Annotated in this window: 19 protein-coding genes; 7 read left to right on the top strand and 12 right to left on the bottom strand. The window is 56.9% G+C overall.

What is annotated here, in order from left to right; translation table 11 throughout:
• Positions 1 to 139: 139 nt before the first annotated feature.
• Entirely contained in the window at positions 140 to 1,573 is a 1,434-nt protein-coding gene (locus DOLE_RS17455) for a caspase family protein (protein WP_012175421.1), read from the bottom strand.
• Between the two features lie 655 nt (positions 1,574 to 2,228).
• Between DOLE_RS17455 and DOLE_RS10290 the strand changes: the two genes are divergently transcribed.
• The 6 genes from DOLE_RS10290 to DOLE_RS10315 all read left to right on the top strand — a co-directional run bounded on the left by DOLE_RS10290 (position 2,229) and on the right by DOLE_RS10315 (position 9,145).
• Positions 2,229 to 3,320, top strand: coding sequence for an AI-2E family transporter (locus DOLE_RS10290; protein ID WP_012175422.1), 1,092 nt, complete (start codon positions 2,229 to 2,231; stop codon positions 3,318 to 3,320).
• A 54-nt stretch (positions 3,321 to 3,374) separates the two neighbouring features.
• Entirely contained in the window at positions 3,375 to 4,388 is a 1,014-nt protein-coding gene (locus tag DOLE_RS10295) for a DUF368 domain-containing protein (protein WP_012175423.1), read from the top strand.
• A gap of 93 nt (positions 4,389 to 4,481) precedes the next feature.
• Positions 4,482 to 5,528, top strand: coding sequence for a 3-oxoacyl-ACP synthase III (locus tag DOLE_RS10300; RefSeq protein ID WP_012175424.1), 1,047 nt, complete (start codon positions 4,482 to 4,484; stop codon positions 5,526 to 5,528).
• Positions 5,528 to 6,427 carry an alpha/beta fold hydrolase gene (locus tag DOLE_RS10305; RefSeq protein ID WP_012175425.1) on the top strand — a complete coding sequence of 300 codons (900 nt, stop codon included), beginning with the start codon at positions 5,528 to 5,530 and terminating at the stop codon, positions 6,425 to 6,427. Before DOLE_RS10300 ends, DOLE_RS10305 begins: the two co-directional genes overlap by 1 nt.
• Before the next feature lie 28 nt (positions 6,428 to 6,455).
• Positions 6,456 to 8,150: a fatty acid CoA ligase family protein gene (locus DOLE_RS10310; RefSeq protein WP_012175426.1), complete on the top strand. Its 1,695-nt coding sequence runs from the start codon at positions 6,456 to 6,458 to the stop codon at positions 8,148 to 8,150.
• Positions 8,151 to 8,152: 2 nt separating this feature from the next.
• Positions 8,153 to 9,145, top strand: coding sequence for an NAD-dependent epimerase/dehydratase family protein (locus DOLE_RS10315; RefSeq protein ID WP_012175427.1), 993 nt, complete (start codon positions 8,153 to 8,155; stop codon positions 9,143 to 9,145).
• A 107-nt stretch (positions 9,146 to 9,252) separates the two neighbouring features.
• Here DOLE_RS10315 and DOLE_RS18680 read toward each other — a convergent pair whose 3' ends face one another.
• The gene (locus tag DOLE_RS18680; protein WP_012175428.1) at positions 9,253 to 9,858 is read right to left on the bottom strand and encodes a LysM peptidoglycan-binding domain-containing protein; all 606 of its coding nucleotides are present in this window, start codon (positions 9,856 to 9,858) and stop codon (positions 9,253 to 9,255) included.
• Positions 9,859 to 10,064: 206 nt separating this feature from the next.
• Here DOLE_RS18680 and DOLE_RS10325 point away from each other — a divergent pair, with 206 nt between their 5' ends.
• On the top strand, positions 10,065 to 11,264 hold the full coding sequence (locus DOLE_RS10325) for an aminopeptidase (RefSeq protein WP_041280496.1): 1,200 nt from the start codon (positions 10,065 to 10,067) through the stop codon (positions 11,262 to 11,264).
• Between the two features lie 180 nt (positions 11,265 to 11,444).
• On the opposite strand, the gene DOLE_RS10330 is transcribed toward DOLE_RS10325, so the two are convergent.
• The 10 genes from DOLE_RS10330 to DOLE_RS10375 form a co-directional block, all read right to left on the bottom strand.
• Positions 11,445 to 14,429: a C25 family cysteine peptidase gene (locus tag DOLE_RS10330; protein WP_012175430.1), complete on the bottom strand. Its 2,985-nt coding sequence runs from the start codon at positions 14,427 to 14,429 to the stop codon at positions 11,445 to 11,447.
• 144 nt (positions 14,430 to 14,573) lie between these two features.
• Complete coding sequence (manA, locus tag DOLE_RS10335) at positions 14,574 to 15,779, bottom strand: mannose-6-phosphate isomerase, class I (RefSeq protein ID WP_012175431.1); 1,206 nt, start codon at positions 15,777 to 15,779, stop codon at positions 14,574 to 14,576.
• A gap of 160 nt (positions 15,780 to 15,939) precedes the next feature.
• Entirely contained in the window at positions 15,940 to 18,261 is a 2,322-nt protein-coding gene (locus tag DOLE_RS10340) for an SH3 domain-containing protein (protein ID WP_012175432.1), read from the bottom strand.
• Between the two features lie 55 nt (positions 18,262 to 18,316).
• Positions 18,317 to 19,180, bottom strand: a complete 864-nt coding sequence (locus DOLE_RS10345) for a formylglycine-generating enzyme family protein (RefSeq protein WP_012175433.1) — start codon at positions 19,178 to 19,180, stop codon at positions 18,317 to 18,319.
• 186 nt (positions 19,181 to 19,366) lie between these two features.
• Positions 19,367 to 19,567: a cold-shock protein gene (locus DOLE_RS10350; RefSeq protein WP_012175434.1), complete on the bottom strand. Its 201-nt coding sequence runs from the start codon at positions 19,565 to 19,567 to the stop codon at positions 19,367 to 19,369.
• A 188-nt stretch (positions 19,568 to 19,755) separates the two neighbouring features.
• Entirely contained in the window at positions 19,756 to 20,484 is a 729-nt protein-coding gene (locus DOLE_RS10355; RefSeq protein ID WP_012175435.1) for an energy-coupling factor ABC transporter ATP-binding protein, read from the bottom strand.
• Complete coding sequence (gene cbiQ / locus DOLE_RS10360; protein WP_012175436.1) at positions 20,477 to 21,235, bottom strand: cobalt ECF transporter T component CbiQ; 759 nt, start codon at positions 21,233 to 21,235, stop codon at positions 20,477 to 20,479. Before cbiQ ends, DOLE_RS10355 begins: the two co-directional genes overlap by 8 nt.
• Before the next feature lie 7 nt (positions 21,236 to 21,242).
• Positions 21,243 to 21,941 carry a hypothetical protein gene (locus tag DOLE_RS10365; protein WP_012175437.1) on the bottom strand — a complete coding sequence of 233 codons (699 nt, stop codon included), beginning with the start codon at positions 21,939 to 21,941 and terminating at the stop codon, positions 21,243 to 21,245.
• 23 nt (positions 21,942 to 21,964) lie between these two features.
• The gene (gene cbiM, locus DOLE_RS10370; RefSeq protein WP_012175438.1) at positions 21,965 to 22,558 is read right to left on the bottom strand and encodes a cobalt transporter CbiM; all 594 of its coding nucleotides are present in this window, start codon (positions 22,556 to 22,558) and stop codon (positions 21,965 to 21,967) included.
• Positions 22,559 to 22,581: 23 nt separating this feature from the next.
• The gene (locus tag DOLE_RS10375) at positions 22,582 to 23,355 is read right to left on the bottom strand and encodes a DUF4198 domain-containing protein (protein ID WP_012175439.1); all 774 of its coding nucleotides are present in this window, start codon (positions 23,353 to 23,355) and stop codon (positions 22,582 to 22,584) included.
• Positions 23,356 to 23,432 lie beyond the last annotated feature (77 nt).

Raw genomic sequence — 23,432 nt, forward strand, 5'->3', positions numbered from 1 at the left:
CGATAAACTTGGCGTTTCGGGACTTATAATCAACCGACTTCATCTGGTCTGTCATAACATGTAAAAGTTAAGATATTCCCGGACAGTTTCCGCCGAGAATGAAACACCACCCCGGCCCATAAAGAGCCGGGGTTGGTCTCTACTCATGAGGCAAAAAAATAAAATCGCCTCCGGCATGCCCTGCTTTATGGATATTGGCATATTCTGGAATCTGATCCGCGTTCCAGCCAACCTGTTCCCGAATTTTCGTAAATAGCGTCGTACCGTCCAAAACCTCTTTGTTCTGCCAAAGCGTTTCGATAAAGGCTGAAGCGAAAACAGAATGATTCTCCTGGCCACCGCTGTCTAATACAGGCTCGAGCCCGCCTGAAGAAAGTACTACCCGTGCCTTTTTTTGAACGATGCGGGCTATATAATCGGGGGTTTTCTGGGTAATGTGCAAACCTCTGGTGAGCTTTCCCGAGTAGCAACTGTCTGCTACAACCAGAATATGTTTGGCTTGAATAGCACGGATTTCGGCTGTGACAGCACTATTAGAAACCCACAGTATCGGGTTTTCTCTGGTCGCATCAACCGGAAGCCAATAGCCTTGGTCTGCATCCTTGTCGAGCCATCCATGCCCGGCGTAGTAGATCAACAGGTTGTCCTGGCTGTTCAATTTTCGGCGATAGGCGTTGATAGCCGTGAGAATATCCGCCCTGGTCGCGTTGGTGAGAAGTTGCACCTTGAATCCGTATTTATCCTTGAGCAACAAGGCTATGGCTTGTGCGTCGTTTACTGCTGTGCGGAGCTTGGGCAGTTGCCGATAGTCGTTGTTGCCTATAACAAGAGCGTTGTACGAACCAAAGTCGAGGGGCGCGGTTTTTTCTCGGATCGTTCCTTCCGGGCCTGCAGCATTCAGAAACGGTTGCTGGTATTTGTTCCTTTCTACAAGGGTATCGGTGGTGCGAAATGTTTCGGGAACCAAATCACCCAATCTGGCGATGATCACGGCCATTTGATATCGGTTAATTAACCTGTTGCCGTAGAATTTGTTGCTATATCCTTTGAGGATACCCGCGCTAACCGTATGCTGAACCGCTTCGAAAGCCCAGTGGTTTTCAGAGAGATCCTGAAAAGAATGCTTTTCTTGGGCGGATGAAGCGCGGATTCCTTTTTTGTTGAGCAGCCTGCTCAGAACGAATGCCATCTGTTGGCGATTGATCAGTTTGTCACCGTAAAACTTGCCGTCATATGCTGACAGAATATCTGCGCTGATAGCCTTCTGAACGGCTTCATAGTCCGGGTGTGAGGCGGGGACATCATTGGGAACCTCAGCACCCCCGGGGCTGAAGCCCCATCGTTCTAATATACGTGTACTGAAGCGGGCGATATCGTACCGGTTAACCAGCTCATCGCCGTTGAATTTGTATTCATTGGCAGCAGTGCAAAGCTGCATAATGGGCAACGCTTTTTTAATCGCCGGATAGGCCCAGTGCGTTTCAGAGACATCCACACAGTCACCCGCTAACGCCACCGCATACAGCATGATTATTACAGTAAGTAATAAAGAAACAAAAAACAATTTTTTCATTGTCTAATCAATATTAAAGTTACATTCAGCACATATTTTTCGCTATTTTAAAGCCTGTTTTCCAACCCTGGACAAATCGAATTTAAGATTGCAGACATAGCTTACCTCTCTTTTACGTTCTTGGCATAAATTTTATACCTAAATTGAGCTATTTTCTATAAAAAAAGCCCCCTACTTTCGGATAATGTGCTATAATATTAGCCTTGGTTTGTTGGTTTGGGGGCGGACCACGATAATAGTTTGTTTTTACAAATCAAGAATCCAAAAAATAGCGGTTTTCCAGCCTTAAAACCCCCTTTTCGGCCCTGAAAAGATCGCCATAAGGCGCCTGGTTCTCCATAATCTCGAAATTACGGCAGGCTTGTATTCTGGGACACTGCACTTTTTTTGGCAGCGTATTCAAAAGACACCTTGTTTGTCAGGTTGCACACTGCTTCTGTTTTGATCCCGCTGGTGATTTATCTTGGATACAGAACTATATAATGACAGGGGGATACTGGTGTCAAGCAAAGGTTGTCTGGCCCGAATATTTCACACTTTGTACAAACTTAAAAAGCACTGGAAAAAAGAGGGAAAATCTGCCATATACCTTAATATTCATGAAGCAACGGGGTAAAAGTGTGCCAGGCGGGTTGCCGAAGCAGGAGCATAAAGCATGATTGGAATGTTAAAAGAGTGGTACCGGCGGTATGCCAATGATCCCCAGATCATCATCCTGTTTGCCATTCTTGTGGTGGGGTTTGTACTTGTGCTCACCATGGGCGATATGCTGGCCCCGGTGATTGCGGCAATTGTCATTGCCTACCTGCTCGAAGGCCTGATCAACGTGCTGGAGCGGCTGAAGGTCTCCCGAATGATCGCCCTGGTAACGGTTTTTACCCTTTTTCTGGCCGGCATGGTGGCGGTGATCGTCTTTTTTCTGCCCCTGCTCTCCCGGCAGATCGCCGAGATGTTCCAGGAACTGCCGGCCCTTATGGCCAACGGCCAGAAGCAGCTCATGCGGCTTCCGGAGCGGTATCCGGAACTCATCGCCCAGGAGCAGATCTCCCAGTTTATCAGTTTCTTAAAATTCGAGATCACCCAGTGGGGTCAGCACCTGGTCTCCATCTCCATCGCGTCGGTTCGAGGGCTTATCACGGTGGTGGTTTACCTGATCCTGGTGCCGCTGCTGATCTTCTTTTTTTTAAAAGATAAAACCAAAATCCTGGGCTGGCTCAAGCTGTTTCTGCCGAAAAACACCCGCCTGGCCGCCGAAGTGTGGCACGAAGTCAACCAGCAGATCGCCAATTACGTGCGCGGCAAGATATGGGAGATCCTGATTGTCTGGACCGCCGCTTATGCCCTGTTCGCGGCCCTGGGGCTGAAGTTTGCCGTTCTGATCTCTCTGGCCGTGGGCCTTTCCGTTCTGGCGCCCTACATCGGCGCCACCCTGATGTTCTTTCCCGTGGCCCTGGTGGCCTTTTTCCAGTGGGGGCTTTCCCCCAGCTTTACCTGGATCGTGGTGGGCTATCTCATCCTTCAGGCCCTGGACGGCAACCTGCTGGCCCCGCTCCTGCTCTCCGAGGTGGTGGACCTGCACCCGGTGGCCATTATCGTGGCCCTGCTGGTATTCGGCGGCATCTGGGGCATGTGGGGCCTGTTCTTTGCCATTCCCCTGGCCACCCTTGTTCATGCCGTGTTAAAAACGTGGTTCCGGTACATGAAAGAAAAGAACCCGCCCGCAACCGAAGAACCACACCCGGCATGACCCCGGTTTTCACCACACATACAACAACCCGCCACCCAAAAAGGTAGAATCCTGATGCAGCGTAAAACGATCCCCACATGGAAGGCGGCATTCTTCAGCAGCCCCGGCCCGGACACCCCCCGCCAGGCGGCTGTTCTCTATTTAAAAGGCCTGTGCATGGGCGCGGCCGACGTGGTGCCGGGCGTGTCCGGCGGCACCATTGCCCTGATCACCGGCATCTACGAAAAACTGCTGGCCGCCATAAAATCCATCGATGTGCGCGCGGCCCGGCGCCTGCTGGCCCTTGACCTGAAAGACGCCCTGTCCGGCATGCACGCCCGGTTCCTGGTGGTGTTGCTGGCCGGCATTGCCACGGCTATTGTAAGCATCGCACGGCTGATGCACTATCTGCTGGTACACCAGCCGGTATTTACCTGGAGCCTGTTTTTCGGCCTGATCGCCGCCTCCATCCTGGTGGTGGGCAGGAAGGTCCCCCAATGGCGGGCCGGCGAAGGGGTTGCCTGCGCCATGGGCGTTGCCGCCGCCTGGATCATTGTCAGCCTGGTGCCGGTCTCCACACCCGAGGCGTTGTGGTTTATTTTTCTTTCCGGGTTTATCGCCATCTGCGCCATGATTCTGCCGGGCATCAGCGGCGCCTTTATCCTACTGATCCTGGGAAAATACGCCTTTATCACCGGGGCCCTCAAAAACCCGGTGCTGCCGGAAAACATGCTGATCATCACGGTGTTCTGCGCGGGGTGCGTGGCCGGCATTCTCTCTTTTTCCCGGGTACTCAACTTTCTGCTGACCCGGTGGCACAATGTCACCATGGCCTTTCTCACCGGCCTGATGGCCGGTTCCATGAAAAAAATATGGCCCTGGAAAGAGCCCCTGGAGGTGATGGTGCTGCGGGACAAGGTTCACGTGCTGCGGGAAATAAACGTGCTGCCCCAGGCCGACCGGGACCTGGCCGTGGCCCTGCTGCTGGCCGCAACCGGTTTTGCCCTGGTGGTGGTGCTGGAGCGCCTTTCCAGGGAGAAACAACAGGCACTGCCGGCTGACACTTCCCTTGACAACCATGCCCGATAAATTATAGGTTTTCCAGACGGCCGCCTTTCGTAAAGGCGGCCTGCGCTTGTTTTTACCCGGAACCGACGCATACAAAGGAGACGTGACCACACGATGCGCTACCAGACTGTCCATATCGACGCCTTTGGTTACGAACTGGCGCCCAACGTGATCACCTCAGAAGAGCTGGAAGAGCGGCTGGCCCCGCTTTATACCCGGCTCAACCTGCGCAAAGGCCAGCTTCAGGCCCTGACCGGGATTCGGGAACGCCGGTTCTGGGATTCGGGTGAACCCATGTACACCGGGGCCCTCAAGGCCGGTAAAAAAGCCCTGGCCGCCTCCTGCCTTTCGCCTTCGGATATCGGCATGATCGTCTACTGCGGGGTGTGCCGGGATAACCTGGAGCCGGCCACGGCCTGCGCCGTGGCAGACGGTCTGGGTTTGGACAGCCGTACCATTATCTACGACATCTCCAATGCCTGCCTGGGCGTAATGACCGGTATGCTTGAAGTGGCCAATGCTATTGAGCTGGGCCAGATTCGGGCCGGCATGGTGGTCTCCTGCGAGTCGGCCCGCCAGATCGTGGACCTGACCATCGACCGGATGAACCAGGAGTGCGACATGGAATCCTTCAAACGATCCATGGCCGTGCTCACCGGCGGGTCCGGTGCCGTGGCCCTGACCATGACCGGCAGCCAGGCCCCGGCGGCCGAATACCGGCGCCACCGCCTGCTGGGCGGGGTGGTGCGCAACGCATCCCAGCATCACCGCCTCTGCATCTGGGGGCCGGACACCGGGGCCGCCAGCCAGTTTTATAAAATGGAAACCGATGCCGTGGGCGTGCTGAAAAACGGCGTGGTCCTTGGCACCGAAACCTTTGCGGCCTTCCGGCAGGAACTCGGGTTTTCAGACGACAAGCCGGACAAGGTGATCTGCCACCAGGTGGGCGAGGCCAACCAGCGGTCCATTTTAAAGGCCATCGGTGTGGCGCCGGAAAAGGATTTTCCCACCTATCCCTACCTGGCCAACATGGGCACGGTCTCTCTGCCCATGACCGCGGCCATTGCCGACGAGCGGGGGTTTCTGGAGTCCGGCGACCTGGTGGGCTTTCTGGGCATCGGCAGCGGCCTGAACTGCCTCATGCTGGGGGTGGAATGGTAATGGCGACGCCTGTAGACAAAACTCCCTTTGCCCATCTCTATCCCTTTGATTCCCACTTTGTGGAGATCAACGGATGGAACTGTCACTACCTGGACGAAGGCGCGGGAGAACCCCTGCTCATGCTTCACGGCAACCCCACCTGGTCCTTTTATTACCGGGAACTGGTCAAACGCTTTTCCCCGGATTTCCGGGTGGTGTGCCCGGACCATATCGGGTGCGGCCTGTCGGACAAGCCGCCGGCCGACCAATACGGATACCGGCTCAAAGACCGGGTAAACGACATTGAAACCCTTGTCAACCACCTGAACCTTGACGGCATCACCCTGATCGTGCACGACTGGGGCGGGTTTATCGGGTGCGCCTTTGCCCTTCGAAACCTTGAAAAGATCAAGCGGGTGGTGATCACCAACACGGCGGCGTTTTTAAAAATTTCGGGGAAACCCATTCCGGCCCGGCTGCGCGTCCTGCGACACATCGCGCCGTTTGCCGTTCCCGCGGTGCTGGGCGCAAACCTCTTTGCCCGGGCCGCCCTTTACATGGCGCCGAAAAAAAAGCTGCCCCCGGACGTAAAGGCCGGGCTGATCGCCCCTTACAACAGCTGGGCCAACCGGATCGCCACGCTGAAATTTGTTCAGGACATCGCCCTGTCCGAAAAAGACCCCAGCTATGAAATGGGCCGGTTTCTGGACGACAACCTCTACAAGCTCTCCGGCTTTCCCATGCTGATCTGCTGGGGCCTGCACGATTTTGTGTTTGACACCGACTATTTTGCCGAGTGGCAGCGCCGCTTTCCCCATGCCGAAAGCCATGGGTTTGAAACAGCGGGCCACTACCTGCTGGAAGATGAACCTGAGCAAGTAGGCGACCGGATCAAAGCCTTTTTGAAAAAACATCCGTGACAAAAACAGGCGGACAAAAATAAAAACCATGGCACCAGAAAACCACAACCCGGTGATCAATATTGCGGCCCGCATGACGCAAATGGCCCGGCAGCATCCCTACAAAAAAGCGGTGATCGCGCCCCAGGGACGGGACCGGGCCGGACGGGTCACCTATGCCCACTTCACCTTTGCCCAGTTGGACGCCGACTCCAGCCGCCTGGCCTCGGGCCTGGAAAAGGCCGGTATTCGCCGGGGCACCCGCACCATTCTCATGGTACGGCCCAGCCTGGACTTTTTTTCCCTGGTCTTTGCCCTGTTCAAGGCCGGCATCGTGCCGGTGGTGGTGGACCCGGGCATGGGGGTAAAGCGCATGGTGAGCTGTTTTGCTGAAACCGATCCCCAGGCCTTTATCGGCATTCCCCTGGCCCATGTGGTGAGAAAAATCTACCCGAAATTCTTCAAAACCGTTGAAACATGGGTCACCGTGGGAAATCGCTGGTTCTGGGGCGGCCACACCCTGGACCGAATCCGCGCATCGGGCACAGAGGATTATAAAACAGCCGAAACCCTGTCAGATGAAACCGCGGCCATTCTGTTTACAACGGGCAGCACCGGCCCGGCCAAGGGCGTGGTCTACACCCACGGCAATTTTGACGCCCAGATTCAGCATATTCAGGACCATTTCCAAATCGGTTCCGACGAGACCGACCTGCCCACATTCCCGCTGTTTGCCCTGTTTGACCCGGCCCTGGGCATGACCGCCGTGATTCCGGACATGGATCCCACCAAGCCGGCCTTTGTCAACCCGGAACGCATTCTCGAGGGCATTGCCAACCACGGGGTGACCAACATGTTTGCCTCCCCTGCCCTGCTCAACCGGGTGGGCGGTTACTGCAAGAAACGCAACATTGTCCTGCCGTCGCTGCGGCGGGTGGTGTCGGCCGGCGCCCCGGTTCACCCGTCCAACATCGAGCAGTTCGCGTCGGCCCTGACCGATGAGGCCGAAGTGCACACGCCCTACGGCGCGTCCGAGGCGGTGCCCATCATCTCCATCGGCAGCCGGGAGATCCTGACCGAGACCAAGCAGATGAGCGAGCAGGGGTTCGGCAACTGCGTGGGCCGGCCCCTGGAAGGCATTGAGGTAGAGCTGATCACTATTTCAGACAGGCCCATTGAGGCGTGGTCCGACGACCTGCTGGTGGCCCCCGGTGATGTGGGAGAGTTTGTGGTCAAGGCAGACCTGGTCACCCGTTCTTACTACAACCGGCCGAAAGACACGGCAGGGGCCAAGATACCCGACGGGGACGGTTTCTGGCACCGCATGGGAGACCTGGCATGGATGGACAACCACGGCCGGTTCTGGTTCTGCGGCAGGAAGAGCCACCGGGTGGAGTGTGCGGACCGGACCCTGTTCACCGTCCCCTGCGAGGCCATCTTCAACAACCATCCCCATGTGGCCAGAAGCGCCCTGGTGGGTGTGGGCCCGGCGGGAGGTCAGACACCGGTGATCTGTATCGAGGTGATCAAGGAAAAACGGATTCGAAAAAAAGAGCTGGCATCTGAACTGTTAGACCTTGCCCGGACCCATGAACTGACAAAGTCCATCAAGACCGTCCTGTTTCACGACAACTTTCCCGTGGATATCCGGCACAACTCGAAAATCTTCAGGGAAAAGCTGGCGGTGTGGGCCGCGAAAAAGATAAAAACAAAACCGCGTCCTTCTCCAAAAAAGCGGGGATGAAAATGGCAAAAAATATTCTTGTAACCGGCGGCGGCGGTTTTCTGGGATCAGCCATTGTGCGGCAGCTGACCGCCCGGGGGGACCGGGTGACCACGATCTCCCGGTCTCTCTATCCGGAGCTGTCGGCCCTGGGCGTAAAGCAGATTCAGGCCGACCTTTCAACACCCGGGCCGGTTGAAGCCGCCTGCAACGGCATGGACGTGGTGATTCACACCGCGGCCAAGCCCGGCGTCTGGGGAAAATTTGACGACTACTACCGGCCCAATGTACTGGGCACGAAAAACGTGGTGGCGGCCTGCAAAAAACACCAGGTGCCGGTGCTGGTGCACACCAGCTCGCCCAGCGTGATTTTTGACGGCACCGACATGGAAGGCATCAATGAGTCGTACCCCTATCCATCAAGGTTTGCCACCCACTACACAAAGACCAAGGCCGAAGCCGAGCAGCTGGTCCGGGCCGAGGCCAAGGCCGGCGCCATTTGTGCCGTGGTGCTGCGGCCCCACCTGATCTGGGGGCCGGGTGACCCCCATTTGGTACCCCGGGTCATTGCCCGGGCCAAAAAACTGGTCAAAGTGGGGAGCCGGGACAACCTGGTGGACACGATCTATATTGATGACGCGGCCAACGCCCATGTGCTGGCCGCGGACCGTCTGGCTGAAAACCCCGGCCTGTCGGGAAGGGTCTATTTTATCAGCCAGGACCAGCCCATCCCCATGTACGAGATGCTCAACGGCATACTTGCGGCCGCCGGCCTGCCGCCGGTGACAAAAACCCTGCCGGCTGGCGTGGTATGGTGCGTAGGCGCACTGCTGGAAGCGGGTTATAAAACGCTGGACATTCAGGCGGAACCACCCATGACCCGGTTTGTGGCAAAGGAACTGGCCACGGCCCACTGGTTTGACATTCGCGCTGCCAAAAAAGACCTGGGGTACAGTCCAGGGATCACTGTTGAAGAGGGGCTGGAACGCCTGGCGGAATGGTTGCGGCAGCAGTAACATGGCGCCTTGAGTTATCAGGCCCCCAGAAATAGGTAGGGCACAAAGAACGGCTCCCAAGACCGGCTTCGTGCCCTTTGTTGTTTCAGGATAACAGGATTGTCCCTCTACGGCTTCACTTTAAGCGTCTGGCCCGGAAAGATGTCTGTGGATTTCAGGTTGTTCATCTCCAGGAGCTGGTCCACGGTGAGACCAAACTTACGGCTGATGCTGTAGGTGGTATCGCCCTTGACCACTGTGTAATATCCATCGGGGGTTGCTGAAGCCGGCTGGACGGCAGGTGATTCGGGTTTGGCCGGCATGTCGGATACGGTGGCCGGGGGGGCGGTCTCAGGATCGGCCTGAGGAGCGGCTTGAGGAACGGGAGCCTCCTCCGGGGTCTCGGTTGCCGGTGCTCTTGAAATGCCCGCCTTTGCCTCAAGGTCGCTGACTCTGAACAGCAGATCGGTTTCCCGCTTTGCCGATTCCTTGATAATCTGATCAAACGCATCGACCTGCCGGGCAAGCGCATCCATTGTCTCCAGGGCAATGGCCAGGCGGTTGGTTTCCGCTTCCAGGGCCTGGACGCGCTGCTGCATCGCGGCAAATTCCTGGGTAGACACGGACGAACGCCCGGCCACCGACAGGATAACGAGGACGACAATAATAAAAACCGCGCATGCCGCGGTCACAAAAAGAATGGTCCTGCCGTTGTTGTTGAGAGTGCCGGTCATGCTCCCCTCCTTGGTCAATTGGTTTTCCATTCACGGTGACAGCCGCTGTTTGTTTTTTCCAATGACGGTCGTCATCGGTGTTTGCCGCTGGCCCTGTTTTCTGGTATAAAGCAGCAGCCGCCCGGCGGCTGTATTGATCGGACTATATAAATTTATCCACGGGTTGTCAACTCGTGGGAAGTGACAGAAAAAAGGAGGCCGACGCCATGCTGACGAAAAAACAGCTTTCAAGATACGCGGACGTGCTGGTCTGGGGAATGTCAAAGGCACGGTCCGTTCCTTTTAAAAAGCATGATATCGTGGTGATCCGATACGACATGCCGGCCACGGCCCTGGCTGAAGTCCTCTATGAAAAACTGCTGGCAGCGGGCCGGCAGGTGGTATTGCGGGCCGGCCAGACCGCGGTGATGGAAGAGACCTTCTACCGGTGCGCCGACGCCGAGCAACTGGTCTTCCTGGCCCCCGGGGACCGGGAGCTGATAAAAAACGTCAACGGCAACATCAGCCTGCTTGCGCCTGACTCCCTGACCCATCTGAGCACAATCGACCCGATGAAGATCGGCAAGGCGGCCGCGGCCCGCAAACCCCTTCGCGACATTCTCGACAAACGGGAAAGCAACGGCGATTTTGCGTGGACCCTCTGCCTCTGCCCGACTGCAGAACTGGCCCGGCATGCCGGCCTTTCACTGGAGGACTATACCCGGCAGATCGTGAAGGCCTGTTTTCTGGACAAAAAAGACCCCACGGCCCACTGGGAGACGATCTTTCAAAAAGCAGCGGCCATTAAAAAATGGCTCAACAGCATGGAAATAAAGGTGCTGCACATCGCGTCCGAACACACCGACCTGGAGATCACGCCCGGCAAAAAAAGAAAGTGGGTGGGCATCTCCGGCCACAACATTCCCAGCTTTGAAATTTTCCTGTCGCCGGACTGGCGGGGCTCCCGGGGGGTCTATTTCGCGGACATGCCCTCTTTTCGCAACGGCAACCCGGTGCGCGACATGCGGGTGGAGTTCAAGGATGGGAAGGCCGTCAAGGTGACGGCCAGGGCGGGCCAGGCATTTGCGCGCAAGTACCTTTCCACGGACCCGGGCGCGGCCCGGCTGGGCGAGTTTTCCCTCACGGACAAACGGTTCTCGCGAATCGATAAGTTTATGGCCAACACCCTGTTTGACGAAAACTTCGGCGGGGCCAACGGCAACTGCCACGTGGCCCTGGGAGCCTCCTATGCCGACACCTTTGCCGGCAACCCGGCGGCCCTGACCAAAACAATGAAGCAACAACTGGGGTTCAATGATTCGGCCATTCACTGGGACATCGTGAACACGGAAAAAAAGCGGGTGACTGCCGTGCTTGAAAACGGGGAGAAAACAACGATTTACGAAAACGGTAAGTTCACATATTAGGATCTTCTCCAATTTAATGAGTGCGCAGGGTTCACCCTGCCCGTTATTGGCCGGTTTGTCTCATTCGTGACTGCAAGGAGCAACCTGTCCGCCATGGCCTTTGGCGACGGTGGAAGCGGCAAAGCAATCTCCTTCGCATATGGACAGGATTGCTTCGTTTCGCTGGCAATGACGCTCTTTTTACTTCAACGACAGCACGGTTTCGACAAAACAGCCACCACCCCCACCGCCCTCCGCGGGGGGCGGATCGCTATCATCATTATCATCATCGTCATCGCTGTCGTCATCATCCTCAGACGGCGGCGGTGTGTCGGTAACCGTTACCTGGCAGGTATCGGTATCGAAAAAATCACCATCATCCACGGTCAGACGGAACACCAGCGCAGTCCCGGCTGAACCAACCGTCGGCGCGGTAAAGGTGGGACGGGACGTTGCGGAGTCGGAAAGGGTTACTGACGGCCCGGACACCTGCTCCCAGAAAAAAGAGAGCAGCGTCTGACAGGCATCGTATGAGCCGGCCCCGTCCAGCCGGACGGTTGTCCCCTCCCGAACGGACTGAGCGGCACCGGCATTGGCCACCGGCGGAGCCAGGTTATCGTAAACATTCGGATCGGTTTCATCATCGTCCAACCGGCCGTTGGCGTTGGCATCTTCCTGGCCGTCGAACGCGCAGTCTCCGTCGGTGTCAGAATTGAGCGGATCGGTGGTGGTGGTGTCGTCAAGGTCAGGCACAAATACATCCCTGTTTGTATCATCGGGAATATTAGCCAAGGTTTTCCCCTTCTCCGTGCCGTCCTGGATCCCGTCGCCGTCGGTGTCGATGTTCCGGGGGTCGGTCTCATCTTCATCCACCAGGCCGTTTAAATTGCCATCCTCCACATCGTCGGCAATGCCATCGTCATCGGTGTCTCCGTCATGGGGGCTGGTGCCGGTGAGGATTTCCAGCAGCGTGGGCAGCGCATCCGCGTCTTCTTCGGTCACAGCCACAAAGGGCCGGAAATTCGGTTTGGTAACAACCACAAGGATGGCATCATCGGCTGCCAGGGGCGGGGCACAGGCCACAAGATCAGTGCCGCCGGAAGAGACGCCCTTGCCCAGGATAACGCCGTCCCGCGAAACGCAGATCACGGCTCCGGCCTGGCCCAGGGTGATCTCCAGGCCCCCAGACCCGGCGTCAATGGCATAATCGGAAACCGTCAAATCCTGAGGAACCCCTGTCCAGAGCCGCATGGTGGGGTCGCCGAACCAGTGAAAGCGCTCAAACTCCAGTTTTCGGTAACGTTCTTCTTCATACCAGGTGGCATAGTAGTATTTGCCGTAGTTGAACACCGGGCCCATTTCCCATGCAGGCTGGTCAAACGGCGTGTCTGAAGGATGGTAGTCCTCCGGAAAGTTGGGCCACAGTGCCTCCATCCACCCCCAGAACAGGCGGTCGTTGTGGCCGCTGTAGGTGGTTTCAGAGGCGGCCACAACACCGACGGCCCCGCCGTCCGGGTTGCGCTCCCATGATTCGGAAAAACAGGGGGTGTTGTTACCCACACTTTCCATGTCAAACTTGCCGGACAGGCAGGTGACGCTGAATACCACGGGCAGCAGGTCCTGATTTAGCAGGCCGGAAACATCGGAGGTGGTATAGGTGACACTGTCCCACCGGCTGGTCTGGCCATGACCCCTGTAGGTTACCAGAAAACGGCCCGCGTTTACGGCCGTTGATATGTCAACGGCATCGCCGTCCCAGGCAAAGCCGTTGCTCTCCAACAGATAGAACGGTATCGAATCGCCGGGGCCGCCGGAAAGCACGCCCGTAGTGCCGAAATTCCAGGAATCGTTATTCCAGTTCTGGGGAGATCGGTATCCGGTATAGTAAATCCGATCCACATCGTAGGCGTTCAGGTAGGCCGGGTCAGAAAAAAAGAGGGCCATATCCTCGGCGGACTGGAGAAACCGGCGGTCCGCATAATTGTAAGGAGGGCTGGTATCCTGGAAATAGGCCACAATGGCCGCGTTCTGATAAAACCCCTCCCCGGCAGGCGGAGAAAGTTCATACCGGATAATATCCTCAACCCGCTTGATGGCCTGATCCAGTGTGTCCACGGAGAGCCGGCCCAGGCTCAAATCCGGAAAATAGTCGTCCCCGTCCACCGTGGCATAATACAGATCGGTGCCGCACCCATCCCCCCGGTGAGTGGGAATGAACTCCACATCCCCGACCAGCAGCACATAAGAGGGGGGTATGGACCATGTATCGTAGGCATCCTGAATAAACGCCTGTATTTCTGCTGCGGTGGTCCCGGTCTGGCCGGTGGTCCGCACCTCGGTCAAAATACCCTGGGCCCGTTTCCAGTTGGCCAGCCGGTCGGCTGCGGCGACCAGTTCCGGCGGAGAGATAATCAACAGAAGCGCGGCATCGTCGGTGGCGCTTTTGGCGGTTACTGACCGGTCATCGGCTTTTGTGAGGGGTGGGCTGTCCATCTCCAGGGGGGCATTTAAAAACAGGCCCTCAAAAACCGGGGCCAGGGACCGGGAGTGCTTCCGCCGGTCGATAAAGCGACGGGTTCCCCCGTCAAAAGTCAACTGAACGGTGATGCGGGAATAGACCCTCAGGGTTTGGGAGACCGGATTGAACTGCACAGGGAAGAGCTGCAGCAGGGATGTTTCACACCCCCGAATGGAGACAGGCCCCTCCAGTTGAGCCACCTGCCGTGGGAAAAACCCGTTTTCTCCGTAGGCGACCCGGTCCTTTTCAAAAGGGGGGCCCTTTGCGGTGTTGCTTTCCGGCAGTGGGGCCTGGGCCGGAACCACGTTATACCCGGTCATCTCCTCAAACCGGGCATCCATCACCCTGACAGAAGCGGTTGCGCCTTGCGGCACCGCCACATACCGGCTGACAAAAGGCAGGGACGGTTTGCCGATACCGGAAAGACGGCCCCCGCCCGGCACTGATATGCCGTGGTACACCATGCCGTCGCGCAGGGTTTCCGTTATATGGAGACCGGGAATATCAAGATCGATCACCATTCCGGAAGAATCTGACCGGACAGTTTCAAGGGCCGGTGGCCCGGCCTTGTGGCTGCCCGCGGCAATCCACCCGGCATGGGCCGGTCCCAGAAGCCAAAAACTCAGAACCAGCCCGAAAACCAACTGCCGAAAACCTGTTTTTTTCATTACCACTCCGGGAACTTAAAGCGTCCATACAGCGACACACAAGACCTGCACTGTAAGGAACGCGCGCGGCGGTGTCAACAAGAAAGCGGGAGATTCATGTGATAGTCGTTTAATTACAGCCGGCTGCATATGACATCGGCCGTGTCAGGCCGGGATAAAGGCCCTGAAAATCCGGCTGTCGCCGGTGATTTTATACCGGCCGGTACAAGCGGGCACAAAGGCGGAGGCACCGCTTTGCAGGGTGATGACGTCACCGGTTCTTTCTTCTGTAACGACCGCTGTTCCACCGACACACAGTATGATTTCCGCACTGCCATGACTTTCAGCCAGGCAGGGACCTTTCCCGGCATCGATCACGGACAGGCCGAATTCACGGGACGGCACAGGATACAAAACCTCACAATCGCTGACCGCAACAGGTATCACCCCCTGCGGGGTCATCGGTTCAAAAGAGAGAATCCGGACCAGCTCAGCACTGTCCACATGCTTGGCGGTCAACCCGCCCCGCAGGACATTATCCGAACTGGCCATCACCTCCAGGCCGGTTCCATGAAGGTAGGCATGAAGGGTTTTTGCCGGGAGAAAGAGAGCCTGACCCGGCTCCAGGGTCACCAGGTTCAGCAGCGCGGGAGCAAGGACGCCGATATCACCTGGATATATCCGGTTTAAACGCACGATCCACTGGAACGCGGGATCCCGGTCAAGAAGGTTTTCCGCGTGATTCACGGCACAGCCCAGTACTGCCGCTTTCCGGTCCGCGGGCAGTTCAAGCAGTTGAGTGAAGAACAACCGTAACCCTTCAGGTGCCGACCGGTTGGCAAGGTCCGGGGTCAGCCGGACGATTTCGTTTTCCGGCAGCAGCAGAAAAAAAAGCTCTAGAATATCGGAAACAGGTCGAAAACCGCACAATGCGGTAAAAGGGGCAAGCGCGCAGAGACACTCGGGCTTGTGGTTGGCATCCCGATAGTTTCGATGGGGGGTATTCAGGGGAATGCCGGCCTGGTTTTCCCGTTCAAACCCCTGTTCGGCCTGAACCTTGTCGGGATGGGCCTGAATGGAAAGCGGGGTTTCCGCGGCCAGCACCTTGAACAGAAAGGGCAGTTGGTTGCCGAACATCCGGGCGGCATCCGGACCAAGCGTTTGTTCAGGATGCCGGGCGATAAAATCAATCAGGGTAACGCCCCCCTCCTTCTCCTGAACTTTGGACGGGGCACTGGGATGCGCCCCCATCCACAACTCGGCCCATGGACGGGCTGACGGGGAGGGTTTGCCAAGCAGATCGGCAATGGCGGTGCGGGAGCCCCACGCATAGGTCTGCACGGTGTTTTCCAGCAGCTTGATGTTACCCATGCATCCTCATTTGGATAAAGGCCGTCACGCATGGGCACCGGCGAAAATTAAGGTATGGGAACGCCGGACAGCCGGACGGACAAAACAAACCTGTGAAAGCTGGTGAAAGACGGCGCCCGGCCGATGGTACGGGCCGGGCGCCGATGCCTGTGAAGCAGGACTAATTATTGACAAGCGAGGTGTATTCCTTGAACACATACCCAGTGGTGCCGTCTGCTTTTTTGATTTTAACCCACTCGGCAAGGGTGTCGAGCACCTCCACTTCTTCTCCCTGCGCCAGCTGGCCCACCTGCTCATCACCATAGGGCTCGGACCGGATATCCAGGGACTCCACGATTGAACGGACCTTTGGCACCGACGGCACGGCCGCCGTTTCCACCGGCGCCGGCGGCGTTACAGCCGGAAGGGTTTCCGGAGCCTGAGGCTTTACCACTGTTACCGGCGAAGGTTCTGGGGCTGCCGTTGTACCGGACACCACCTCGGTGTACTCCCTGAACACATAACCGGTGGTGCCGTCCGGTTTTCTGATCTTGAGCCAGTCGCCGTCCGATTCCAGGACATCGGCCTCTTCATTTAAGAAAAGCTTTCCAACACGACGGCCCTTCAGGTCCGGAACAGACCGAATGTTAAGGACATCCGCGGTGGAACGGATCATCGTTGCCGGCGCCGTCATAGCGGTACCGGCAGCGGCTGCGGCTGCGGCCTTCATTGCCGCCGGCGCATCTCCGGCCTTTGCCACCACCTCGGTGTACTCCCTGAACACATAACCGGTGGTGCCGTCCGGTTTTCTGATCTTCAGCCAGTCGCCGTCCGATTCCAGGACTTTGGCCTCTTCATTTAACACAAGCTTTCCAACGCGACGGCCCTTCAGGTCCGGAACAGACCGAATGTTAAGGACATCCGCGGTGGAACGGATCATCATCGCAGACGGGGGCGTTACTGCTGCCGGCACCGTCACAGCGGCACCAGCCGCAGCCGCGGCTGCGGTCTTCATAGTGCCGGTCTCCATTGTAGCCGGCGCAGCTCCCGCCATCGACACCACCTCGGCGTACTCCCTGAAAACATACCCGGTGGTGCCGTCCGGCTTTTTGATCTTGAGCCAGTCGGGCATGGTTTCAAGCAAGAGCGGGGTTTCGTTGGGATAAAGCTTGCCAATCCGCTGGCTGTTAACGCTGGGCATGGACCGGATGTTAAGCACATCCACGGTGGATCGGATTTTTGCCGGTGTCTTTTGCAGGATAACCGGGGCTTCAACCGCCACCGAAGCAGGACCTGCCGGACGGGTCCGAAGTCCGGCCACTGCAGTACCGGCGTCCAGGCCCTTTAATACGTAAAGTGTCTCAAGGGCTGATTTTTTTACTTTAAAAGACTGGTCCTCGTGGGCTGACCGTTCCAGGGCCTGGAACACCGGCTCGTTGCCGATGCGAAACTTGGCAATGGTATTCACCGCCGCCAGGCGAACCTCCTCGTTTATATCGTCCAGCCGCGAAAGAATCCCGGGCAGCACCTTTTCCCGGTAGTCGGGGGAAACATTGCCCAGGGCCTCTGTTGCCGCCTTGCGCACATCGGCGTATTCATCATCCAGAAGTATCACAAGGGCATCCACTGTCCCGTCGGTCTTGGGGCCGATGCGGCCCAGAGAATGGGCCGCCTCACGCCGAACATCAAAATCCCGGTCGGAAAGGGCCTTGACCAGGTTGGGGACGGTGCTGTCCGCGTAAACTTCGAACCCGCCCAGGGAGTTGGCCGCCTCACGCCGCACGTCAAAATCGGGGTCCTTCAGGGAAGCTTTCAATGCCTCAATCACCGAGGTATCGTTCTTGGGACCGATCTTCCCCAGGGCCTTTACCGCCTCCAGGCGGACATCATAGTCATGGAACCGGGAAGCCTCAATAAGGGCTGGATTGGCGGCCCTGGCCGCAAACCGCATTTCGCCAAGGGCATGGGCGGCGGCCCGCCGCACTTCATTGTAACGGGAGTTCCAGTCCGACTTATCCAGCAGGGCGGAGACCAGGGCCGGCACTGCATCGGCCCCTTCCGGTCCCATTTCCGCCAGATGATTGGCGGCATTCAGGCGGGCTATCCAGTCTTTTGACTCCAGGCGATTGATATGGACCCGCACCATCAGGTCCCTGTCTTCCTCTCCCGGATCAGGACCGATAATTTTCTCAATGGCATCGGCCCCTGCGGCCCGGACCTCATACCTGTCATCATCCAGCACATCCACCAGGTCGGGAAGCGCGCTCCTGGCATTGGGACCGATTCTTCCGAGGGTCTGTGCCGCCATGACCCGAACATCGGGCTTGCTGTCCTTCAACGCTTTTTGAAGCTCTGGAATGGCGGAAATCTTTGTCAAATCCTCGTCCGACGCAATGTCATACGCGCGATACCACGGGGCACAGGCAGCCAGCAGCCATACCGCCAGCACGGTTGCGAAAACAACCGCCGCTCCCCTGACAAAAGCGGAATGTTTTAAAGGCATGTCATTCTCCTTGTTGTATGTAAGGATTTGATGTTTCCACGCATCAAGAGACGGGTCAAGGATTTTTTACCAGCCGAAACCCGATATTGGAATATTTAAAATCAGGGGCCTCTTTTCCCCGGTAGGCGGCCCGGCAGTAACGGGCGCTGGAATACCAGCTGCCTCCGCGATAGACCCTGTAAGCATCTGTTTTGACGGTGGCCGGTCCCTGAGGATCAATCACCTTGTAGTCCGGATAGGGGCCGTACAGATCCTGGCACCACTCATATACGTTTCCATGCAGGTCGTGAATACCCAGCTTGTTGGGCGAAAAGCTGGCCACCGGCAGGGTGGTGTTACGGAACTCTCCGGTGGGACAGTTGTCAAGGGGAAAATTCCCGTTATAGTTGGCCTCCTCCGTTGAGAGGCACTCGCCGGAGGAGAAAAGAATCGAACCGACAATATTGACCACCCCTTTTACCACGCCCTTGATAATGTTCTCTTCGGTGCCCAGGCGGACGACATACTCCCACTCCGCCTCCGTCGGCAGCCGGTAGCGATCCGCCCCCTCTATTTTGTTCAGCCGGCGAATAAACTCCTGTACATCGTTCCACGATACGTTTTCCACCGGGCAGTCATAGCCGCATGCTTTAAAGCCGGAAGGGTTGCTCTGCATCACCGCCTCCCACTGGCCCTGGGTCACCTCCGTGGTCTGGATGTAAAATCCCTGGGTCAGCACCACCTTGTGAAGGGTCTCGTCCTTAAAGCGACCGGGTTCCTTTGCCGGGCTGCCCATGACAAAGCTGCCCGGTGGAACATAGACGAACGCCATCTTCAAATGGTTGGTGCTGACAGGCGCCGGCGCCGGTTCCCTGGCCGCGCAAGCACAGATAACCACCGCCAGGGCAATGACCAGCAGCGCTACGATACATTTTTTCATCGGCCCCCCTGTTCTAGGAGAAATAGATACACGCCACCACCCCACCCTGGTGTCTGTTTAACGCGGTCACCAGTAATAGAAATCGGTAGCGATAAGGATATCTCTTTTGCCTGAAACAGAAAAGGGCATCCCATTTACTGAAAAATGAAACGCCCTTTACCCGTTTCAGTGAATACCATGAAACCCTTAAGCCCTTACAACGTTCTTTGCGGCAGGCCCCCGGTCCGTGTCTTCAATCTCAAACGAGACCCTGTCCCCTTCAGAAAGCGTTTTGAATCCGGGCATTGTGATTGCGGAATAGTGAACAAACACATCGTTGCTTTCGTCCACTTCGATAAAACCAAACCCCTTTTTCTCATTAAACCACTTTACAATACCGTCAGCCAAACCGACCTCCTTACACAAAAAAATTCCTGTTTGCGCCAGCACATTCCTGTCTTGGCGCCCCCCACGCCACCGCCGATTGCATCGGCAGTATATATATAGGGATTGCTATATAATATGAAAAACCAAAAATCAACACTTTTTACAACATTTGATGATGGTGATACCAGTGAACATGGTGTACGGTTCCGTTAAGTGTGTTTGTGGGGCCGGTCCCCCAGCACATGGGCATGTTCATGACGATGAATATGAATGCGGGTATCGGGAAGCAATCTTCCCGACTCCAGGGTATAAAGGGTGGTTGTGGCGGAGAGCAGAAAATCAAGATCGTGCGAGATGATCATGTAGGGCAGGCCACAGGCCGGAAGATAACGATAAATAACGGCTCGTGTTTTTTCGTCAAGCCCGGTAAGGGGTTCGTCCAGAAGCAATACGCGGGGTTCCATGGCCAGCACGGCAGCCAGGGCCACCAGGCGTTTCTCGCCGCCGGACAATTGATAGGTGATCCGGTCCTCATATCCGTCAAGTCCCAGGGATAAAAGCATGTCACGGGAAATTTGAGCGGCCTCCCGGCGTGAGCGGCCCATGTTCAAGGGGCCGAAAGCCACATCCTCCAGCACGGTGGGGCAGAAGAGCTGATCGTCCGAATCCTGAAACAGCAGCCCGATTCTGCGGCGGACCGCCACAAAATCCCGCTCCTTTTGAACCGGTTTGCCGAAAATCCGAATGGTGCCGGCCTGGGGTTTGATCAGGCCCATGATCAGGTGAAAAAGGGTGGTCTTTCCACTGCCGTTGGGCGCCAGCAAACCGATGCGGTCCCGGGCTGAAAAGGTGAAGTCCACCTCCTTGAGAACCGGGTGGCCGTCAGGGTAGGCAAAACAGACACCTGAAAATTCAATCAGTGGCTCATGCTCATCCATTTCCGTAGATCTCCAGAAGCGCAATACAGACGATTATTCCCCCCATCACTCCGGCAAACACCCAGCTTCCCCGGGAAAACGGCAGGCGGCTGAGTGTATAGAATTTCCCCTTAAACCCCCGGCATTGCATGGCCCCGTACACCCGCTCGGCCCTTTCCGATGCTTTAACAAAGAGCATTCCCACAATATATGCGTAGGTCTTGTAAGCATGCAGGGAGGTGCGCGGCATAAAACCCCTTATTTTAACGGCCCGAATGATCCGCCCGTACTCCGTTTCAATAACAAATATATAGCGGTAGGTCATCAGCAGCAGGTTCACCAGTTTGTCCGGCAGCCCCAGCCGGCCCAGGGCATGGCCCATGGTGACAAAGGACATGGTGGCAACCAGGGCCACCATGCCAAGAATGATGGCATTGGATTTGAGGGTCAGCAGGGCGGCAAACGCCACCCCCTGGCGGGTGACGGCCAGGCCGGCCACATGAAAAAGCGGATCACCGTCATGGGTAAAGGGCAGTACCAGCCAGAAAAAAAGGATAAAAATATTCACCACCGCGACGCGTCGAATCAGCAGGCCGGGGTTAAGCCGGGCCGCCCCCGTCATGAGGGCCGAAAACAGCAGAGCGAAAACAACGGGAGGAAAAGAGACACACACCGCCACGGCAACAGAATAGACCAGGGCGCACACAATGCGGATTCGGGGCTCCATGCGGTGGAAAAAGGAGGTGCCGGCGGCAAAGGGTTCGCTGATCATCCGTTTCTTATCCTTTTCTGCCCCGGCTGTAGGCATAGGCGGCAATGCCCGCCAGGCCGAGGATATACCCGATGCCGGCCACCACGTCGTCCACGCCCACGGCCATGGACTCCTGAATGGTCACCAGCATGTTCATTGCCGGTGACAGCTTCCGCTCAAGAGACCTTTCAACAATCCCCTCCACCTGGGCTTCGGTCAGGCAGGAAGAAGAAGACACCACCGATTCCGGGGTACCGGTTGCCGCGGCCGCCGGCGAAACGGTGCCGGCAGATTCGGCGTCGGCTTTCTCCTTCACCGGTAGGGAATCATCCGGCTCCGGCTTTTCGGCGCCCATGGCCCGTGCTACTTCTGGTTCTGTCAGGGTCCATGATGCCTGATGTCCCATTCCCGCGACAAGTGAAATCGTAACCGGACCCGGAGCGGGAATCTGCTCCAGGCCGAAGGAAAACAGACCCTGTTCATCTGTTGTCCCCTTCAATAACTGCTTCCCGTCGGCGTCCGACACGATAATGTCGCCGACGGAAACCGGCCTGTCACCCGGGAACTTGCTCTGGGTCAGGACGGTGTTGCCGTCGATCCAGGCAAATACCATCACACGATGGGCGTGGGCCCGGTCCGGCCCCATCCCCAGCAGGCAAAGGACCAGGCCGGCCACGATGCCGAAAACGGCATGCCTTCCAACCGTAAAACCGATCACGCTTTTCATAACGACTCCGATATGAATTGTTTTTATTCAAGCAGGTCCGGCTTGACCTTTTTCAAAAAAAGAACCGCAAACCCTGTGATCAGGCCTTCCGCCACCATAACCGGCAGATGAGCGGTAACAATCAGCAGGGCCACTTCAAGGAACCGCTCCTCGGACCAGATCAGCACCACCGCGGCCAGAAACCCGCCGGTCAGCACCGCAACCATGCCGCACAAAAAGGCGCCGGCAAACACCAGAGAATCTCCTCTTCCGGCAAAGGGACGGAAAAGATAATAGCTCAACAGCGCCGGAACCGCCATGATCATCGTGTTGACCCCCAGCGTGGTGATGCCCCCGTACTGAAACAGCACCGCCTGCAGCAGAATGGCGACAAAGATGGCGGGAAAGGCACTCCACCCCAGGATCAGACCGACCATGCCATTTAATATCAGGTGAACACTGGAAGGCCCCAGCGGCACATGGATCAGCGATGCCACGAAAAAGGCCGCCGACAGCATGCCGGTGCGGGGAATCTTTTCAGGGTCCAGTTTCCGGATTCCCACGGCAGTGCCGGCCAGGGCCACGGCCCCGCACCCGGCCAGCACCGGCCACGATAAAATACCTTCAGAAATATGCACGACCGCTTTCCTTTAAATCAGGCTTACTGCCAGGAAGAAAATTCCACCCAGAGTACCGCGCCCAGCTCCACATCCTTTTTCTCGCCTTTGTGTTCCATCTGATAATCGGCGCTGTTCAACGCGGCAAACCCCCACCAACCGGCAGCCGGTGCAGCATAGGTAAAAATACCGGCGCCATCGGCCTTGATGGTCTGGGTAATCATGTAGTCGGATGGCGCATGGGCCTTTTTATCCCGGTTGTAATACTCCACCTCCACCTCGGCATAGGGAACCGGCTTGCCGTCCAATTGCACAATACCCTGAAACACATTGCCTGCATAGAGACCAAAGGGTTTTGAGAGGGGCACAATCTCTGTTTTCAGGCCCACCGGTTCGTCCCACCCCTCATCATCTCCGAAGGCGGCCACCACCGTTTTGGTGTAATGGATGATAAAACAGTCTTCAGCGGGCTCCCAGTATGGCACAGGCTCCATGCAGAAGGTGTAAAGGCCCGGGAACTTGACCGCGTAGGAAGTCTGCCACGCGGCATGGTCCATGACGTTCATCTCTTTGAGGGTCTCCTTCAGGTCCGTCTGCTTGCCGCCGGCCACCACGAAAAACGTTGCCGGTTTGTCCAGAGGCATGCCGATCATCTCAAAGGGGTGGGAAAACGAAAGTGCAAGATTGACGGTTCTTGAGTCCGCCTGCATCACCATGGAGTCGGACGGGATCACCATACCGAAATGGGCCCCGGCGCGGGTTGAGATCAAAGAGACCAGGAACAGGGACAGGCAGACGGCAGTAACGCTTTTTCTCATGATACGCTCCTTTGAAAACAAAAAAGCCACGAACCGTGTATCTTCAGATACACATGCCTTCGTGGCGAATGGTTAGA

Origin of the sequence: Desulfosudis oleivorans Hxd3 (assembly GCF_000018405.1) — a bacterium.
GTDB classification, from domain to species: Bacteria; Desulfobacterota; Desulfobacteria; order Desulfobacterales; family Desulfosudaceae; genus Desulfosudis; species Desulfosudis oleivorans.

Excerpts from the sequence above, each read along its gene's own strand:
- DOLE_RS10300 (WP_012175424.1), top strand. The coding sequence starts at position 4,482 with ATGCGCTACCAGACTGTCCATATCGACGCCTTTGGTTACGAACTGGCG.
- DOLE_RS10290 (WP_012175422.1), top strand. The coding sequence starts at position 2,229 with ATGATTGGAATGTTAAAAGAGTGGTACCGGCGGTATGCCAATGATCCC.
- manA (WP_012175431.1), bottom strand. The coding sequence starts at position 15,779 with ATGGGTAACATCAAGCTGCTGGAAAACACCGTGCAGACCTATGCGTGG.
- DOLE_RS10340 (WP_012175432.1), bottom strand. The coding sequence starts at position 18,261 with ATGCCTTTAAAACATTCCGCTTTTGTCAGGGGAGCGGCGGTTGTTTTC.
- DOLE_RS10345 (WP_012175433.1), bottom strand. The coding sequence starts at position 19,180 with ATGAAAAAATGTATCGTAGCGCTGCTGGTCATTGCCCTGGCGGTGGTT.
- DOLE_RS10365 (WP_012175437.1), bottom strand. The coding sequence starts at position 21,941 with ATGAAAAGCGTGATCGGTTTTACGGTTGGAAGGCATGCCGTTTTCGGC.
- DOLE_RS10375 (WP_012175439.1), bottom strand. The coding sequence starts at position 23,355 with ATGAGAAAAAGCGTTACTGCCGTCTGCCTGTCCCTGTTCCTGGTCTCT.
- DOLE_RS10310 (WP_012175426.1), top strand. The coding sequence starts at position 6,456 with ATGGCACCAGAAAACCACAACCCGGTGATCAATATTGCGGCCCGCATG.
- DOLE_RS10355 (WP_012175435.1), bottom strand. The coding sequence starts at position 20,484 with ATGGATGAGCATGAGCCACTGATTGAATTTTCAGGTGTCTGTTTTGCC.
- DOLE_RS18680 (WP_012175428.1), bottom strand. The coding sequence starts at position 9,858 with ATGACCGGCACTCTCAACAACAACGGCAGGACCATTCTTTTTGTGACC.
- DOLE_RS10325 (WP_041280496.1), top strand. The coding sequence starts at position 10,065 with ATGCTGACGAAAAAACAGCTTTCAAGATACGCGGACGTGCTGGTCTGG.
- DOLE_RS10305 (WP_012175425.1), top strand. The coding sequence starts at position 5,528 with ATGGCGACGCCTGTAGACAAAACTCCCTTTGCCCATCTCTATCCCTTT.
- DOLE_RS10295 (WP_012175423.1), top strand. The coding sequence starts at position 3,375 with ATGCAGCGTAAAACGATCCCCACATGGAAGGCGGCATTCTTCAGCAGC.
- DOLE_RS10330 (WP_012175430.1), bottom strand. The coding sequence starts at position 14,429 with ATGAAAAAAACAGGTTTTCGGCAGTTGGTTTTCGGGCTGGTTCTGAGT.
- cbiQ (WP_012175436.1), bottom strand. The coding sequence starts at position 21,235 with ATGATCAGCGAACCCTTTGCCGCCGGCACCTCCTTTTTCCACCGCATG.
- DOLE_RS10315 (WP_012175427.1), top strand. The coding sequence starts at position 8,153 with ATGGCAAAAAATATTCTTGTAACCGGCGGCGGCGGTTTTCTGGGATCA.
- DOLE_RS17455 (WP_012175421.1), bottom strand. The coding sequence starts at position 1,573 with ATGAAAAAATTGTTTTTTGTTTCTTTATTACTTACTGTAATAATCATG.